We start from the raw sequence: 16,310 nt of genomic DNA, 5'->3' as shown, positions 1-16,310 counted from the left end.
TGCTGGCATGGCCCGACATCTCGTGATCGGCAACGGCAAGATGCTCATGAATCTGGACGATCATTGCTTCATCCGCGACCTTTATTTCCCGTTCGTAGGCCAGCTCAACCATATCGGCGGCCAGCAGTGCCGATTCGGCATCTGGTGCAACGGCTCCTTTGTCTGGCTTGACGATCCGTCCTGGCGGATCGAGCTTGGCTACATCGAAAATTCGCTCGTCACGAACGTGGTCGCCAGACATGACGGACTCGGAATCGAGCTGTACGTCAACGACGGGATCCATCAACGGGAGAGCATCTATATGAAACGGGTCGTCGTTCGCAATCTGACCGGGGAACCGAAGGACGTGCGCGTGTTCTTCCACCAGGACCTGATGATCGACGGCAACGAGGTCGGCGACACGGCGGCCTATTATCCGATGAACCGTACCGTTTTCCATTACAAGCGCTCCTCATACTTCATGTTCAACGGCCGTTCCCAGACCGGCGGAATCCATCAGTTCACGACCGGCATCAAACGGTTCCACTCGGCGGAAGGGACGTGGCGCGACGCCGAGGACGGCGAGCTCATGGGCAACGCCATAGCCCAGGGCTCCGTGGACAGCACGATCAGCTTCAGGCTGGAGCTGCAGGCGAATGCCGAGAGCTCGCTGTATTACTGGATGTCCGTCGGCAGCGATCTCGAGGAGGTCAAGCGGCTCGACCAGTACGTGCTGGAGAGCCATCCCGAAAAGCTGCTGAGCCGCATCGTCATCTACTGGAACCACTGGCTGACGAAGGTGGGGACGCAGTATCAGTTCGGCGATCTGCCGCCGGAGGTCGTGCGGCTGTTCAAGCACAGCCTGCTCATCGTGCGGACGCAGATCGACGAACGGGGCGCTATTCTGGCCGCCAACGACACCGACATTTTGCAATATAACCGCGATCACTACAGCTACATGTGGCCGCGCGACGGCGCACTCATCGCGGACGCCATGTCGCTGGCCGGCTATCATGGCACCATCGCGCCGTTTTTCCACTTCTGCAACGATGCGCTGGCGCCCGAAGGCTATTTGTATCACAAGTACAATCCGGACGGCACCGTCGGCTCGAGCTGGCATCCGTACGTCGTGCACGGCATGCCTCGGCTACCGATCCAGGAGGACGAGACGGCGCTCGTGCTGTTCGCCCTCTGGAAGGATTACGAGCGTCATGGCGAGATCGAGCTGCCGCAATCGCTGTACCCGAGTCTCGTGCGCAAGGCGGCGTCCTTCCTGTGCGACTATATCGAGCCCTCGCTCGGTCTGCCGCTCCCGAGCTACGATCTGTGGGAGGAGCGCTACGGCATCTGGACGTACACCTCGGCGTCCGTATACGGCGGCCTGATGGGGGCTGCGTACTTCGCGGACTTGTTCGGCGATTACGAACGCAGCGACCGTTACCGCAATGTCGCGGAGCGGATCAAGCTCGGCATGCTGACGCATTTGTGGGACGAAGCGTCCGGGCGGTTCGCCCGCGGTCTCGCGCTGCGGGACGGCAAGTGGGAAAAGGACATGACGATCGAGAGCAGCGTATTCGGCCTCTTCGAATTCGGCGTGCTGCCTGCTAACGACGACCGCGTCGTCCGTACGATGCAGGCGATTCAGCAGGGACTGTCGATCAAGACCGATATCGGCGGCATCGCCCGGTATACGAACGACTATTACTTCCAACAGTCCGACGATCTGGAGCGCGTGCCCGGCAATCCGTGGATCATCTGCACGCTGTGGGTCGCGTACTTCCAGATCGAGACGGCGACGAGCCTGGCAGATCTCGAGGCGCCGCGAATCACGCTCGAGAAAATCGTTCATTCGACGCTCGAGGGAGGGAACATGCCGGAGCAGATTCATCCGACGCAAGGGACGCCGCTCTCGGTAGCCCCGCTGACCTGGTCGCATGCGACTTACATCAAAACCGTGTGTCTCTACGTTCGCAAGCACGAGGAGCTTGCCGCGGGCGCACGCAAGGACAACGCCGTATAGTACGCCTTAAACGTTCTTTGGCGTAGGACTGTTGCCATCCCTCGACGATAGCCGACGGGATGGCTTTTTTTCGATTTTTGCGGATAAACGCAACTTTTTCCTTCGCGATGGTGTAAATAGGACAGTAACAAGCGCCATAAAGGAGGGACCGCAACGGTGAGCCGAAATCAACCGGGCTCCGCAGCCGAGCCGCTCGTCACGCCGGCTTTTTTGATTCTTTGCTTCACGTCGCTGCTCTGTTTGTCTATGCTTGTCGTCAGGGAGGCGCAAGTCGGCGACAGCCGCTACGGATTTCTTCTCTGGAATCTGTTCCTGGCCTGGCTTCCGCTCCTCGTCTCGATGGCGGCCGCGGGAGCGGACCGCTTGCTGACGGGAATGCCGGCCGTTCGCGGCGCGCTCTTGCTGCTTCTTGGGGTCGGTTGGCTGCTGCTCTATCCGAATGCGCCATACTTGACGACCGACTTGATCCACCTGATCATGAATCCCACTTACAGCTGGCGGCAATCTACCGAATCGTTGATTCTGTGGTACGATTTGATCGTCTTTTTCCTGTTCGCCTGGTGCGGCTTGCTGCTCGGCTACTTGTCGATGCGCCAATTCCATCGTCTCGTCTCTCAGTATATCGGCGCTGCGGCGGGCTGGTTGTTTATCGTGGCCGTTTCGTTTCTGGGCGGCTTTGGCGTCTATTTGGGAAGAGTCATACGCCTTAACAGCTGGGACGTCGTTTTCAGCCCGTTCAGGCTGGCGAACAGCGTCATCGGCGGCATCAATTCCAACGGCGCCATTTTGACGATTTTGTTCGGCGTGATGATCCTGATCGTTTATTTGTCGCTTTACGGCCTCGGCATGCAGCGCGGGTCCGGACAAGGCGGCGTTGCCCGGGACGGGGCCGGCAGGTTATCATAGTACATAGTTATAGTTGCTCGAGTCTAGGAGGCGGAATTCATGAGTTTCTTCAAAAAGTTAACGGAGACAGTCAGTAAAGGGGTCAGCACCGCCACGGAGAAGGCCCAACAGACCGTAGAGATCACCAAGCTCCACTCGCAAATCGCGGGCAAGCGCAAGGAGATCGAACGTCAATATAACGAAATCGGCGAAGCCGTCTACAAAGCCTACCTTGCCGGCGACTTGTCCAAGGCGGAGAGCGAGGTCATACCGGCCTGCCAGGTCATCGCGGACAAGGGGCGCGATATCGATGCCCTCGAAGATCGCATTCGCGAGCTGCGCAACGAAAAGGAATGCGAATGCGGACAGCGCGTCCCGTTCCAGACGCGTTTCTGCCCGGCCTGCGGCAAGCCGTTTCCGGAGCCGGTGCCGGCGGCCGAGGCGCCTGTCGAAGGCGAGCTGTCGGTATTGTCCGAAGAGGCCGCGCCGGAGCGGGCGGTGCAGGCCATCGATATTTATCCGGAGGATGAGTCCGCGGACGAAGCTTGGGCAGCGGGTCATACCGCTCCGGAGCAGGAGCCGTCCGTGCACGAACCGCCGCCTCCTGCCAAGCCGGTCGTTCAAATATGTACGGCTTGCGGGGCGGAAATGCCGGAGGAAGCGAGATTTTGCCAGGATTGCGGCAATCCGATGTACCCTTGAGGTATAGCCGTTACTTAAGTCAAGGCCTTTTATAATATTAGCCTGGTCAAAAGCTGTCTCGGCGGTATTTCATGCCGCTGAGACGGCTTTTTTGAGTGCATGAAGAAGTATAGAATTGCTGCGAACCGTGGGCAGGTAAGCGCAAATTCACCTTGTGGGCGCTTTTCGGTGGCTTGCGGAGGTTTGCGGCGGCTTGCGGCCCCAAAACCTGCATTTAAAGTCAATTTCATAATTCAAAAAATCGCAAGTTCAAACAAACTTATTCATAAGATTTGGCGAATAACGTTCGGTTTTGGGATTATTTCCGAATCTCAGAGATTCTATTTCGTATTAAAAGTTCGGATTTATACTGGAAAAAAATGTTTATGAAATTGACTTTTTATACATGTTTTTTTGGCCGACCAACGGTATCTGACGAATGCCTGCAGATGTGCAGGTAAATGCAAGGCGCAAGTCGGAAATTCGGCTGATGGCATTAAATAACTGCGCTTTTGCAACTATCTTGTTTAATAGCGCCGATATCGGCGGAAAAAGATGTATATTTGCAGGCGTTACTGCAAAGCAAAGGGAGAACGCGGGTGAACGCGGGTGACGATATGCGGGTCGCGGCCTGCCGGAACGGCTTGCGGATGAACCGTCGAAATGCGTTCCAAAGATTCCGGATCAGGCTATCCCTCATACTTAAACAGAGCCGTCAAGACGATCTGCGATCGAGTAGGACGGTATTTTGTGTTTTGATTCATTGAGGTCCAGATGAGGTTTAAATGATTTGCGTAATAAAATATGACGCAAAAACGTGTAATTCATAAAATAATAATAATTTAAGTTTTAAATAGGAAGACTTTTAATGTTGTATGTTATAAAATATAACATAAAAGAGTTGGTTCATTTAAACTACAATCCAACAAGCAAAATGAGGAGGGGAGTAACGTGGCTGCAATGTCCCGCAATGACGCCAATCCCGAGAACAGATCGAAACGCGTCAGCTTTCCGATCATGGGGCTTAAGGATGAGTCTTCGATGAAGGCGACGGATGAACGAAAAACGCCGGATCGTCTGACGGCCGACGATTACGGCCAATTGGCGGAGCTTCAATCGTCGCTGGGCCGCGTGTCCCGTTTGCTTCTGAACGGCGGCAGCCTGGAACAGGCGCTGGACGCGATGGAGGAGGCGCTCGGCAATCCTGTCGCCGTGATCAGGCGCAGAGGAGGGGAGTGGCGTTCCGGCGGAATCGATGCGGTTGCCGCGATTACGGAAGTCACGGACGTTGCCGCGCATGTGAAGCGAGAAGGAGGGCCGGCCGCTGCGTCCGGCTTTATCGGCACGGGGAACGGCAGAAGAGCATACGTGCATTGGATCTCGAAGAGCGGCGACAATCCGTCAGCCATCGCGCTGATTGAGTGCAACCGTCCTGTCGTGGCTTTGGACTTGCTGACGCTCGCGCGTCTGTCGGCGTTCGTAGACTTGGAAATGTCCAATATCGACGCGGTGCGCGAGGTCGAAGGAAAATATCTCGAGCTTTTCCTTCAGGACTGGCTCGCGGGCAAGATCGTCTCCGAGCGGGATTGGACGTTGCGTGCGGAAGTATGCGGCTGCGACATTATGCAAAAAGGCCGGTTGTACGCCGCCGTGGTTGGCATCCCGGGGGCCGGCGGCGAAGCGGCGGACGGCAAGCTGGCGGAGCTGTCCAGCCTGCTTAGAGCGAGAGGTCGGTTGCCCGGACGCGAGCTGCTTGCGGCGGTCTATGGCGGCGACCTCGTGTTGATCGTGACCGAAAAAGAGGAAGAAGGACCGGGACCGGTCGAAACGACGGCGGAAGCGAAACTGCAGGAGCTGCTGAACGAGCTCCGTGAGGAGCTCGACTTGCCGGCGATGCGATTGTTCGCCGGGCGCCCGGTCTCGAGGCCCGAGCTGCTGCCCGCGAGCCTGTCGCAAGCCAATAGGGCGAAGCAGGTCGCCGAGGTGTGCGGGCTTGCCGGCGATGTCGTGCCCTACGATAACCTCGGCGTATACGCGCTGCTATACTTAATTCCCGGCGGCGAGGAACGCGAGCAGTTTTTGCGCCGTTATATGGATCCGCTGCAGCAGGCGGACCGCAAAGGCGGCGGCCGGCTCGCGGAGACGCTCGAAATGTTTTTCCGGTGCAACGGCAACATCAAGCTGACCTCCGAGCGCCTGTACGCGCACTACAACACGATCGTATACCGGCTCGACAAAATCCAGAACATTCTGGGCGTATCCCTCGACGATCCCGAAGACAGGCTGCAGCTGCAGCTGTCGCTAAAGCTCGGGCAGTTGTCGCCGGGCAGCTACTGACAGTCGGTGCGTCAGGCGCTCCCGATAGCGTAAAAAGCCTCCGGCCGCAGCGATGCGGACCGGAGGCTTTTTACGCTATCGGAAACGCGCGCGGCTTCGCCGCTAGTCGATTAGAAAATGCCTGCTTTGAGAATGATGACGAGCAGAACGTACAGTACCAGCGCGAACGCTGCACCAGCCATAGCGCCGCCGCCGTATCCGCAACCTGCGCCTGCTACTCCGTATCCCATAGTAACAACCTCCCGATGTGGTTTATGTGATGAGCGATCACACAGTCATCATATGCGGAGGAAGGCTCGCGGCTTGTGCGTTCGCCCGTTTATTCCGGCAGGTCATTTGAAATCGATTTCGACGCGGGGCGTGACGCCGGGCAGCCGGTTGCGGATGTTGACGATCCGCGTCGCGGCGGTCTCGGGGCCGCCGCAGCCGATGCGGACGTGAGAAGCGGCGGAGATGCCGGTAATGTCAAGGATTCCGATCTCGATCGGTGCGGAGGCGGAAAAGAAAAAGGCGGGCGGTCCCGAAGGTGGCGGGGCGATCGGCAGCGGCCTTGTAAATAGCGAATAAAATTCGTAGCGGAACTCGTCGTTGCCGAAGGTCGCGAGCGACCGTTGAACCGCCAGCACACGGGAAGTCAGCTTCGCGCCGTCCCGGTTGTCGCCGATTTCGAGGATGCCGGCATTGGATATCGTGTTGACGTCAACGAATCCTACGGCGGAGACGCGGCATGGCATCGCTATTCACCTTCTTCCGGCAGCGCAGGCAAAGGCGCCAGCGGTCCGACGATAACGGACTCCGGAGGCGTATCGAAGTAAGAATAGAGCGTCATGCTCTGCGTATCGCCGATCAGCAGCGAAGACGAGCTCGACACGCCGAGAATGCGGATCGATCCGATTCTGACGGGCTCGTTGTATACGTTCATTTGATCGAACAGAGCCATATCAGCTTCTCCTTGGCCCGGCGGCTTCAGCGGCGCGCCTTTGGACGTAACTTTCAAAAGCGGTCCGGATGTCCTTCTTCACTTTATCCATCACGCCTTGCCGCCACGCTGCGAGCTCCTGATCGCCGGCTTGCTCGGGCAGCGGTATCGTACGCGCATAATATTGGATTCTCGCGCCGAGCTGCGCCTTCACGTCCTCCGTTACCGCGCGAAGCTCGGAAGGCTGGAAGTCGAGACCGTTCTGGGCCGCGAGCGCGGATAGATTCGCAGGCGCTTCTCCGTTCATGAATGCGGCCCCATCGTTAAGCAAGCCCGGAATTTGCGGCTCCGGGCCCGACTGGCCGGTTGCGGGCGTCTGCCATGTCCCGGGCGCCGGTACGTCGAACGCATCGACGCCCGATTGGGCGTTCGGACTGAGTCCGATGTTGAGGGTTCCGTCGAGCCGGCTCACCTTGAGCTGGTCGAAGTGATACTCGACGTGCACGGGCGGCTTGCGCTGCAAATCCTCGACGCGCGTCTGCAGCTCGGCGATCTGGGCCTGCATCCGCGCCTGCTGCTGCGTAAGCGTCGCGATCTGCTGCTCGTAGCTTCCGATTTGCGCGGATGCGGCTTGCAGATGAGACTCGAGCGTCTGCAGCCGCTTGGCGAGCTCGTCGCACGCCTGTCCTTGAGAGGGATAGTACCATACCGAGTTCACGATTCATTCCTCCTTTAGGAGAGCGGAAATGCGGATGCGGCAGCGCCGTCGGACACGTCTTCAAGTAGTGGGATTCGGCAGGGGGACGAGGGACAGCGGCGAGACGGCTTCGGACACCTCGCTTTCTGTAAGCTCTTTGGCAGGCTCGGTGAAGCCTCCGGTATTGTTGAGTTGGGACAGCGATTGGATGCTTCCCGCGCTGCCGATCTGGAGGACCGAAGAGTTGGATACGGCGTCCACGCGCAGCTGGCCGATATTGATGTGCTGATAGATCGTCCAGGACATTAGATGACCCCCGAGTTGCCGCCGACTTGCGTTTCCCCAGCATTATCTATGAGATCGGGATCGTTGGTATTCGTTGAACTGATTGAATTGGTACGGGGCAGATCGCCTGTAACGAAAGAGCCTGCGCCTGCAAACGTCTTGGTGGAGCTGGAAGGCTTGATTTGGATGCAATCTCCGAACTGGACGACTCCGCTGGAGCCGACGCTCAATATTTTGACGGCGCCTACGATGCTGGGCATAGCGCAACGACTCCTTCAGCGATTTGTCATGCCGTATCCTATGAAGGCAGGAGCCCAGAGGTTCCGCCTCCTGCGCACTCCGCCGCCAATAGCGGCATAAGCTGATGGTGATCATCGCCGAAAAAAAACGGCGCGGCCGTTTTTGCCTGGGAAAGGGGCTTAGGGATGGCATTTTTCGATGAAGGGCCGCTGCCCGATTGGAGCGAGCTACGCCGGCTGATCGGCAAGGATCTGCCGTGGGATCTGATCAAGCAATGGGAGCATAAGGACGATTCGTGGCTCGACGATTATATACGGAAGCTCGGATTCGGCAAGGCCGGAGAGAAGACGGCTGCTGACGCGGTTGGGCGGCCCGAAGCGACCGTCACCGCCACCCCGCAGATGGAAGCGCGAAAAGAGCCGAAACGCGTCGTAGCCACCGTCAAACCGCCGCCGGGCACGGACAGAAGCGCCGTACGCCTGCATGCGACGGCCGATCGGCTCCGTGTCTCGGGGCTGCCCGGAGATGCCTCCGCTTCGCTGAAGCTGCCCTGTCTGGTCGTACCGAAGACGGGAAGAGTCGTATGGAAAAACGGAAAATGGATCGTCGTGTTCCGGCGCAAGCCGCCGCGGCAAGGAGAAGTCGAGCTTTTTATCGGCGAATAAGCGCGGCAAACGTGTTCAATCTCTCCCGAATTCGCTATAATGCAAACATCGGCACTCGCGCGCAGGCAGCGCGCCGGTGCGTCAAGAGGACAGGGAGGAAGCGCTTTTGGAACTGGTCGACGTATCTGAGGTTTCCGCGGGTTTGTTTATCGTAGGCGTTATTTTTATTTTGCTGGTCGGAGGACTGCTCAGCATGGGCATACTCCGTTTTTTTCAGCTGAAAAAGGGACAAGGCTGGAGTTACATGATCGGCTCGGCGGTTTCGCTCGTCGCGTTTATTCTCGTCGTGACGACCTGGTTTGATTGAATAAGATAGGCGAATGGGCTCCGGCGCCGAGAGAGGGGGAGAAGGATGAAAAAAGGGATGACGGCCGTGCTGCGTTTGCCGATCCTGTTCTACCGCCGCTTCATCTCGCCGCTCAAGCCGCCCACCTGCCGGTTCGCTCCGACCTGCTCGGCCTATGCGCTCGAGGCGATCGAGGTGCACGGGCCGCTCAAGGGCGCTGGCTTGGCCGCGGTACGGATTTGCAAATGCCATCCTTTTCACCCCGGCGGCTTCGATCCGGTCCCTCCGCCTAAAGGGAAACGCAACGAAGGACATCCGTCCGCTTGACATCGGCCCCCGCGCTGCGTTATATTTTGGCCAATACAACCGTATATCGTTCCGATGAAGCGATGAGTACAAAGTAAGCGATCTATCTCAGAGAGCCGGGGGCGCTGCGAGCCGGCATAGATCGACTTTGGAAGATGGTCCTGGAGGATTCGTGCTCGAGCGCTGCAGCCGCCGCAGGCCAGCGATAAGAGTGCGACGCGCGTTCCGGCGTTAACGGAGCTGCCGGTCGCAAGCGATCGGCGCGAATGAGCCTTTGCGCGCGCGAGCGGCGGAGGGAATTTGGGTGGTACCACGTGAGCGCAGACTCTCGTCCCATGACGGACGGGAGTCTTTTTGCGTTTCCGGCCCGATGTCTGCCCCATTTCTCCTACAGGAGCTGAAGAAGATGACCGAAGCGGGCAAAACCTTTTATATCACGACGCCGATCTACTATCCGAGCGACAAGCTGCATATCGGGCACGCTTACACGACCGTCGCCGGCGACGCCATTTCCAGGTACAAGCGCCTACGCGGCTTTGAAGTGCGCTACCTGACGGGAACGGACGAACATGGGCAAAAAATCGAGCGCAAGGCGCAGGACGCAGGCAAGACGCCACAGCAGTTCGTCGACGACATCGTCGTCGGCATCAAGGATTTGTGGAAGAAGCTCGAGATTTCGAACGACGACTTCATCCGCACGACGGAACCCCGTCATACGCGGGTCGTAGAGGAGATTTTCGAGAAGCTGCTGGCCCAGGGCGACATCTATAAAGGCGAATACGAAGGCTGGTACAGCATCCCCGACGAGACCTTCTATACCGAGACTCAGCTGGTCGACGTCGTCAAGGACGAGCAGGGCAAGGTCGTCGGCGGCAAAAGCCCGGATAGCGGTCATCCGGTCGAGCTGGTCAAGGAAGAGTCGTACTTTTTCAAAATGAGCAATTACGTGGAACGGCTGCTTGCGCATTACGAGGCGCATCCGGACTTCATCCAGCCCGAGTCGCGCAAGACCGAGATGATCAACAACTTCATCAAGCCCGGTCTCGAAGATCTCGCGGTTTCCCGTACGACGTACAACTGGGGCATTCCGGTGCGTTCCGATCCGAAGCATGTCATTTACGTTTGGATCGACGCGCTCTGCAACTACATCACGGCGCTTGGCTACGGCACGCCCGAGGATGCGCTCATGCGCAAGTTCTGGCCGGCGGACGTCCATCTGATGAGCAAGGAAATCGTCCGCTTCCATACGATTTACTGGCCGATCATGCTGATGGCGCTCGATCTGCCGCTTCCCAAAAAAGTGTTCGCGCACGGCTGGCTGCTCATGAAGGACGGCAAAATGTCGAAGTCCAAAGGCAACGTGGTGGACCCCGTCAAGCTGATCGACCGCTACGGGCTCGATCCGGTTCGTTATTATCTGCTGCGCGAGGTGCCATTCGGTTCTGACGGCACGTTCACGCCGGAGAACTTCGCGGAGCGTCTGAATTACGACTTGGCCAACGACCTAGGCAATCTGCTTAGCCGTGCCGTCGCAATGATCGGCAAGTACTTTGAAGGCGTCGTGCCGGAGGCGACAGGCACTACGGCGTTCGACGCGGACCTGGAGTCCGTAGCGGCGGGGGCCGTGCGCAAAGTGGAGGAAGCGATCGAGGCGATGGAGTTCTCCGTCGCGTTGACGGCAATCTGGACGCTCGTCAGCCGAACGAACAAATACATCGACGAGACGCAGCCTTGGGTACTCGCCAAGGATGAAGCCAATCGCGGCGCGCTGGCGTCAGTCATGGCCCATCTGGCGGAAAGTCTCAGAATCGTCTCGATTCTGCTGCAGCCGTTCATGACGCATGCGCCGGCGCGAATCTGGGCGCAGCTCGGCATCGCCGACGGTCCGGCGACCGCCTGGGACAGCGTCGGCGCGTGGAGCGGCCTCGCGGCGGGCGCCCGGGTAGAGAAAGGCGATGCGCTGTTCCCTCGGCTCGATCTCGAGAGCGAGGTTGCCTGGATCGTGGAGATGATGGGCGGCGGAGCGAAAACGGAAGCGGCAGCGGAAAAATCCGCGCCTGCCGCGAACGAGGAAGCCGCGCAGCAAAACGCCAAAGAGGATGCGAAGGATGAGATCGGCATCGACGACTTCGCGAAGATCGAGCTGCGCGTCGCGCAGGTCACGGCTTGCGAGCCGATCCCGAAGGCCGACAAGCTGCTGAAGCTTCAGCTCGACCTCGGCGGCGAGTCTCGCCAGGTCGTCTCGGGCATCGCGCAATACTACAAACCGGACGAACTCGTCGGCACCAAGGTGATCTGCGTCGCCAATTTAAAGCCGGTCAAGCTGCGCGGCGAGTGGTCCCACGGGATGATTTTGGCGGCGTCCGAGGGCGGCCAACTGAAGCTTGCGACGGTTCCGGAAGGTATGCCGAACGGGGCGTTGGTCAAATAATATTCGGTTTTGAGACCTGCGAAATCCACAATTCCGCAGGTTTTTTAGTTCCATTGGCCTCTAAAGTCAGTTATGATAGTAACTATTAAAGTACTGGAACGAGGAGGGCCAAGTCTTGCCTAGTCAAGCAAGTCGCAGGAAAAAGATCTCGATTCGCACGAAAATATTATCCGGCAACATTATCGTTATGATCTGCCTTGGCATCGCGATCGGCGCGCTGTCCATGCGTATCTCTTCGTTGCAGAAAGAGATCGAATTCATCAGCTCCCATGACATACAAGTGCACGAGACCGTTAATCAAATACAAAAAGATCTGCTGGATATGGAGACCGGCATGCGCGGCTTCATCATCACCGCCGACGAATCCTATCTGGAGCCTTACAATGCCGGCAAAGCCCGTTATCTGACGGATATCAACAAGCTGAAGTCGCTGGTCATCGACAATCCCGGGCAATTGCGCAACGCGGAGAGCATCGAGAACGGTCTCGCGGATTGGCTGACCAACGCGACCGAGGTTGCGATCGGCTTCAAGCGAAGCGGCGATACGGACAGCCTGACCCGTTTTTTCTCTGAGAAAACGGGCAAGGACCGCACTGACGCACTCCGGGATCAGTTGCAGAGCTTCAAGGAGACCGAGTTCGGCTTGACCGACGCGCGCGCCGCTTCGCTGAAGGACCGCAACGAATCCCTGATTGGACTACTTTACTTGCTGTGGATCGTCGTTGCTGCGATCTCGGTTTCTACGGCTTGGATCATCTCGAATACCGTTATCAAGACGATCAAAACGGTCAGCACGACGATCCGGCGTATCGCGGTACAGGGAGAGAGCCTGAATCAAAGAATCGAAGTGAATACCCGGGATGAGATGATGGAGCTTGGCGACTCGACCAATGCCCTGCTCGACATGCTCGAGCGTCAGAACCGGCGCAAGGATCAGGTTGCACACATCGCCACGCTCCTCCAGGAGCAGAACGACATCGACGCGGTCGGCAGACAGTTCTTGAGCCAGCTCGTTCAGGTGTTCAACCTTCCGTTTGGCGTCGTCTACGTGCGCAGCCAATCCAATCAGCTGGTCAAGACAGCGTCCTTCGCCCAATCTTCCGACAATTTCGGGCGCAAGGAATTCCAGCTCGGCGAAGGACTCGTCGGCCAATGCGCGGCAGAGAATCGGACGATCCTCTTAAGGGACGTCCCGGGCGGTTATGCCGCGATTCAGTCAGGCATCGGCCAGGCATCCCCGACGGTCATCGCGCTAGTTCCGGTTACGTTCGAACGGCACGTCGTCGGCGTCGTCGAGATCGGCTCGTTCTCCGCGCTAGCGAGAGACGACATCGAGCTGCTCGAACAGCTCGGCGGCATGCTGGGCGTCACGATCCAGTCCGTCAAGAGCCGCATGGAGATGGAGCAGCTCTATACGGAGGCGCAAGCGGCGAACGAAGAGCTGCAGGTACAATCCGAAGAGCTCAATGCCCAATCGCTCGAGCTGCTGACGATGAACGACGAGCTCAAGCGCAGCTCCAACTTCAAAAGCGAGTTTCTTGCGAACATGTCTCATGAGCTGCGGACGCCGCTCAATAGCATGCTGATCCTGTCGCAGATGCTCGCCGAGAATAGGCACGGCCATCTGAGCGAGGACGACATCAGCTACGTCAATACCATTTACAGCGCGGGCAACGATCTGCTCAACCTCATCAACGATATTCTCGACCTGTCCAAGGTCGAAGCCGGCAAGCTCGATATCGAGATGGGTAACATTATCCTGGAGGATCTGCAGCTTACGATCAGGAGCAACTTCCAGGAAGTCGCCACCAAGAAGAAACTGGACTTCGCGGTCCGGATCGCGCCGGAAACGCCGCCATGGCTGGAGACCGACGGATTCCGACTACAACAAATTCTGAAGAATTTGCTGTCAAATGCCTTCAAGTTCACCGACGCGGGCAGGGTAGACCTGCTGATCGGCGTTCATGCGAACAATTCGTGGGGACAGCAGGAGATCGCCTTTACCGTTACGGATACGGGCAGGGGCATCGCAAACGACAAGCTAGGACTGATCTTCGAAGCCTTTACCCAAGCCGACAGCGGCACTGCCCGCAAGTTCGGGGGGACCGGTCTGGGTCTCACGATCTCGTCCTCCCTCGCGAACATGCTCGGCGGCCGGATCGAGGTGCATAGCGAAGAGGGCAAGGGAAGCGAATTCACCTTATATTTGCCTGCGCAGCGTTCGATCGGCCAATTGGACGAGGCGATGGCGTCCAAGCAGCTTGCGCCGTCTTCGACTTCGCTGGCCATTGCAGATCCGGTGTCTATCGCCGTATCCGAGATGCCGCTCAGCACTGCGGAATTAAAGGGGCGCCACGTCCTGCTGGTCGACGACGACGCTCGCAATCTTTACGCGTTGTCGCACGTGCTCGAGTCGCTTGAGATGACGTTCACGATAGCGCACGACGGTCTCGAATGTATGGACCGGCTGCGCGGCGGCGACACTTACGACTGTATACTGATGGATATCATGATGCCCGACATGGACGGGTTCCAGGCGATCCACGAGATCCGTCATACGCTGCAGCTAAGCACGCCGATCATTGCGGTGACGGCCAAAGCGATGAAGGAAGACCGGGACAAGTGCCTGGAGGCCGGAGCCAACGCATATATTAGCAAGCCGGTTCAGGTTCAGCAGCTGATCTCGATCATGGTCGCTCAGATGAAGGTTGAAGCTTAATGCGGTGGGGCCGGTTTTTCCGGCCCCACTTTCATATCGTAAGGAGGAACTTATGAGTCAGCTTAATTTGGGAATCGCTTTTGCGGGAGGGCTCGCTTCCTTTATTTCGCCTTGCTGCCTGCCCTTGTATCCCTCGTATCTTTCTTACATAACCGGCATCTCCGTGACTCGTCTCAAGTCGGAATCGGGCAAGGAAATCCGCGCCAAAACGATGGCGCATACGTTTTTCTTTATATTGGGCTTCTCGGCCGTATTTTTTACGCTCAGCTACACGGCCAACACTTTCGCTTATACGTTTCGCGAATATCAGGATTTAATTCGCCAGATTTCGGCCATTCTTATCGTGCTCATGGGCTTATTTTTGCTTGGCGTGTTCCAGCCGCAACTGCTGCTTAGAGAACGCAAGATGAACTTGAGCTGGCGACCGGCCGGTTACGTGGGCTCGTTTATTTTCGGAATCGGATTTTCGGCCGGATGGTCCCCTTGCGTGGGACCTATTTTAACGGCGATCTTGGCTTTGGCTGCCAGCGAGCCGGGCACCTGGGCAGGCATGACGGCCGCTTATTCGCTGGGCTTCGGCGTACCGTTTTTCGTGCTCGCGTTTTTTATCGGATCGGCGAGATGGATATTGAAGTATTCGGACAAGCTGATGAAAATCGGCGGCGCGCTCATGATCCTCATGGGCATTCTGCTGTTCACCGACCGGATGACCGCCATTACGATTTGGCTGAACCGGATTACGCCGGATTGGCTTTTGTTTTAACCGCGGCGTTCAAGTGAAGTATTCGATTTTCGCGCCCGGGAAAGCTTCGAATATGCGCTCCGTTATAAACATGCGCAGCGCATCGGCTTGCTCGTCGGGATACACGTATTTGTTTTGGCCCCAGCGGCCCCATTTCTTTTTTCGTTTGGCCTCGTCCATCTCGAGCTTGGTTTTCGGATAACGTTTCTCGATGATGGTTTTGGCCGTTTTGGTGAAGCGATGCTGAATCAGCTCGAAGGTCAGATCCCGACCGGCCTCCGGGGGCAGTTCGGCTGCCAGGCGCTTAAGCAGCTCGGCGTAGCCTTCTTCCCAGCCGTCGAACCAGATGATGGGCGCAATAATGAAGCCAAGCGGATACCCTGCTCGGGCGATTTTGCCGGCCGCCTCGATACGTTCGGCGAATCGCGACGTGGCAGGCTCGAAGCTGCGAATGACATAATCGGCGTTGACGCTGAAGCGGACGCGCGTATGGCCGCCGTGCTCGAGGCCGAGCAGCGAGTCGACATGATGGAATTTGGAGACGAACCGCAATCTGCCGAGCGGCTGCTTCGCCATAAATGCGATGGTTTCTGCCAGTGAACCCGTGATGTGTTCAAGTCCGAGCGGATCCGACGTACAGGCTGCCTCGAACCGGGTGATCTCCGGACTGCGTTCGTCGATGTAGTTTTTTGCGGCCGCAAGAATGTCGTCGATATTGACATATACGCGGATGTAGGGTTTAGCGCCCAGCGTCGTTTGCAGGTAGCAGTAATGGCAATGGCCCATGCACCCCGTAGCGAGCGGGATCGCATACTCGGCAGAAGGCTTGGACGTGTCGAACTTCAGTGTTTTGCGGAGACCGACGACAAGCGTTCTTTTCGCAATTTTGTATTGCTCCGTCTCCGTCTCTCCCGGCAGATTCGTAATACGGTTATGCGAAGTGGTCATCCGGTGCGGAATGCCTTCGCGCAGCGCCCAATCGCGAATGCGGATACCCATCGGATAATTCAGCGCTTCGGGCTCGAAATAGACGAGCTCGGGTACGAACGGCTTGGTCGTAACGGCTTTGCGAGGTTTATCAGTAACGCCGACGCTCATGTGCGCTCGCCCTCCTTTGA

The 16,310-nt window shown here is 57.7% G+C and carries 17 protein-coding genes; 10 read left to right on the top strand and 7 right to left on the bottom strand.

Annotated features, from left to right (window positions below; translation table 11 throughout):
• Positions 1-7: 7 nt before the first annotated feature.
• The 4 genes from ACFOTD_RS12820 to ACFOTD_RS12805 all read left to right on the top strand — a co-directional run bounded on the left by ACFOTD_RS12820 (position 8) and on the right by ACFOTD_RS12805 (position 5,902).
• Entirely contained in the window at positions 8-1,999 is a 1,992-nt protein-coding gene (locus ACFOTD_RS12820; protein WP_378119261.1) for a glycoside hydrolase family 15 protein, read from the top strand.
• A 156-nt stretch (positions 2,000-2,155) separates the two neighbouring features.
• Positions 2,156-2,905 (top strand): DUF1361 domain-containing protein, encoded by a 750-nt coding sequence (locus ACFOTD_RS12815; protein ID WP_378119259.1) that lies wholly within the window; start codon positions 2,156-2,158, stop codon positions 2,903-2,905.
• Positions 2,906-2,944: 39 nt separating this feature from the next.
• Entirely contained in the window at positions 2,945-3,586 is a 642-nt protein-coding gene (locus ACFOTD_RS12810; protein WP_378119257.1) for a zinc-ribbon domain-containing protein, read from the top strand.
• Between the two features lie 939 nt (positions 3,587-4,525).
• The gene (locus ACFOTD_RS12805) at positions 4,526-5,902 is read left to right on the top strand and encodes a PucR family transcriptional regulator (protein ID WP_378119510.1); all 1,377 of its coding nucleotides are present in this window, start codon (positions 4,526-4,528) and stop codon (positions 5,900-5,902) included.
• Positions 5,903-6,012: 110 nt separating this feature from the next.
• Here ACFOTD_RS12805 and ACFOTD_RS12800 read toward each other — a convergent pair whose 3' ends face one another.
• From ACFOTD_RS12800 to ACFOTD_RS12775, 6 genes are all read right to left on the bottom strand, one after another.
• Positions 6,013-6,132: a sporulation protein YjcZ gene (locus ACFOTD_RS12800; RefSeq protein WP_090113152.1), complete on the bottom strand. Its 120-nt coding sequence runs from the start codon at positions 6,130-6,132 to the stop codon at positions 6,013-6,015.
• 102 nt (positions 6,133-6,234) lie between these two features.
• Positions 6,235-6,636: a spore germination protein GerPE gene (locus ACFOTD_RS12795; RefSeq protein WP_378119255.1), complete on the bottom strand. Its 402-nt coding sequence runs from the start codon at positions 6,634-6,636 to the stop codon at positions 6,235-6,237.
• A 2-nt stretch (positions 6,637-6,638) separates the two neighbouring features.
• Positions 6,639-6,842: a spore gernimation protein GerPD gene (locus ACFOTD_RS12790; RefSeq protein ID WP_306795289.1), complete on the bottom strand. Its 204-nt coding sequence runs from the start codon at positions 6,840-6,842 to the stop codon at positions 6,639-6,641.
• Position 6,843: 1 nt separating this feature from the next.
• The gene (gene gerPC, locus ACFOTD_RS12785; RefSeq protein WP_378119253.1) at positions 6,844-7,539 is read right to left on the bottom strand and encodes a spore germination protein GerPC; all 696 of its coding nucleotides are present in this window, start codon (positions 7,537-7,539) and stop codon (positions 6,844-6,846) included.
• Between the two features lie 60 nt (positions 7,540-7,599).
• On the bottom strand, positions 7,600-7,824 hold the full coding sequence (locus ACFOTD_RS12780; protein WP_378119250.1) for a spore germination protein GerPB: 225 nt from the start codon (positions 7,822-7,824) through the stop codon (positions 7,600-7,602).
• Positions 7,824-8,063, bottom strand: a complete 240-nt coding sequence (locus ACFOTD_RS12775; RefSeq protein ID WP_378119248.1) for a spore germination protein — start codon at positions 8,061-8,063, stop codon at positions 7,824-7,826. Before ACFOTD_RS12775 ends, ACFOTD_RS12780 begins: the two co-directional genes overlap by 1 nt.
• 165 nt (positions 8,064-8,228) lie before the next feature.
• Between ACFOTD_RS12775 and ACFOTD_RS12770 the strand changes: the two genes are divergently transcribed.
• From ACFOTD_RS12770 to ACFOTD_RS12745, 6 genes are all read left to right on the top strand, one after another.
• On the top strand, positions 8,229-8,708 hold the full coding sequence (locus tag ACFOTD_RS12770) for a hypothetical protein (protein WP_378119246.1): 480 nt from the start codon (positions 8,229-8,231) through the stop codon (positions 8,706-8,708).
• Positions 8,709-8,814: 106 nt separating this feature from the next.
• Positions 8,815-9,015, top strand: coding sequence for a hypothetical protein (locus tag ACFOTD_RS12765; protein ID WP_378119245.1), 201 nt, complete (start codon positions 8,815-8,817; stop codon positions 9,013-9,015).
• Between the two features lie 57 nt (positions 9,016-9,072).
• Entirely contained in the window at positions 9,073-9,321 is a 249-nt protein-coding gene (gene yidD / locus ACFOTD_RS12760; protein ID WP_378119508.1) for a membrane protein insertion efficiency factor YidD, read from the top strand.
• A gap of 385 nt (positions 9,322-9,706) precedes the next feature.
• Positions 9,707-11,731, top strand: coding sequence for a methionine--tRNA ligase (gene metG / locus ACFOTD_RS12755; protein WP_378119243.1), 2,025 nt, complete (start codon positions 9,707-9,709; stop codon positions 11,729-11,731).
• Positions 11,732-11,846: 115 nt separating this feature from the next.
• Entirely contained in the window at positions 11,847-14,450 is a 2,604-nt protein-coding gene (locus ACFOTD_RS12750; protein ID WP_378119241.1) for a CHASE3 domain-containing protein, read from the top strand.
• A gap of 52 nt (positions 14,451-14,502) precedes the next feature.
• Positions 14,503-15,213, top strand: a complete 711-nt coding sequence (locus ACFOTD_RS12745) for a cytochrome c biogenesis CcdA family protein (RefSeq protein ID WP_378119239.1) — start codon at positions 14,503-14,505, stop codon at positions 15,211-15,213.
• Positions 15,214-15,222: 9 nt separating this feature from the next.
• Here ACFOTD_RS12745 and splB read toward each other — a convergent pair whose 3' ends face one another.
• Entirely contained in the window at positions 15,223-16,290 is a 1,068-nt protein-coding gene (splB, locus tag ACFOTD_RS12740; protein ID WP_378119237.1) for a spore photoproduct lyase, read from the bottom strand.
• Positions 16,291-16,310 lie beyond the last annotated feature (20 nt).

Origin of the sequence: Cohnella sp. GCM10012308, assembly GCF_042649185.1 — a bacterium.
GTDB lineage: Bacteria > Bacillota > Bacilli > Paenibacillales > Paenibacillaceae > Cohnella.
This window is presented reverse-complemented; position numbering and strand designations above follow the sequence as displayed.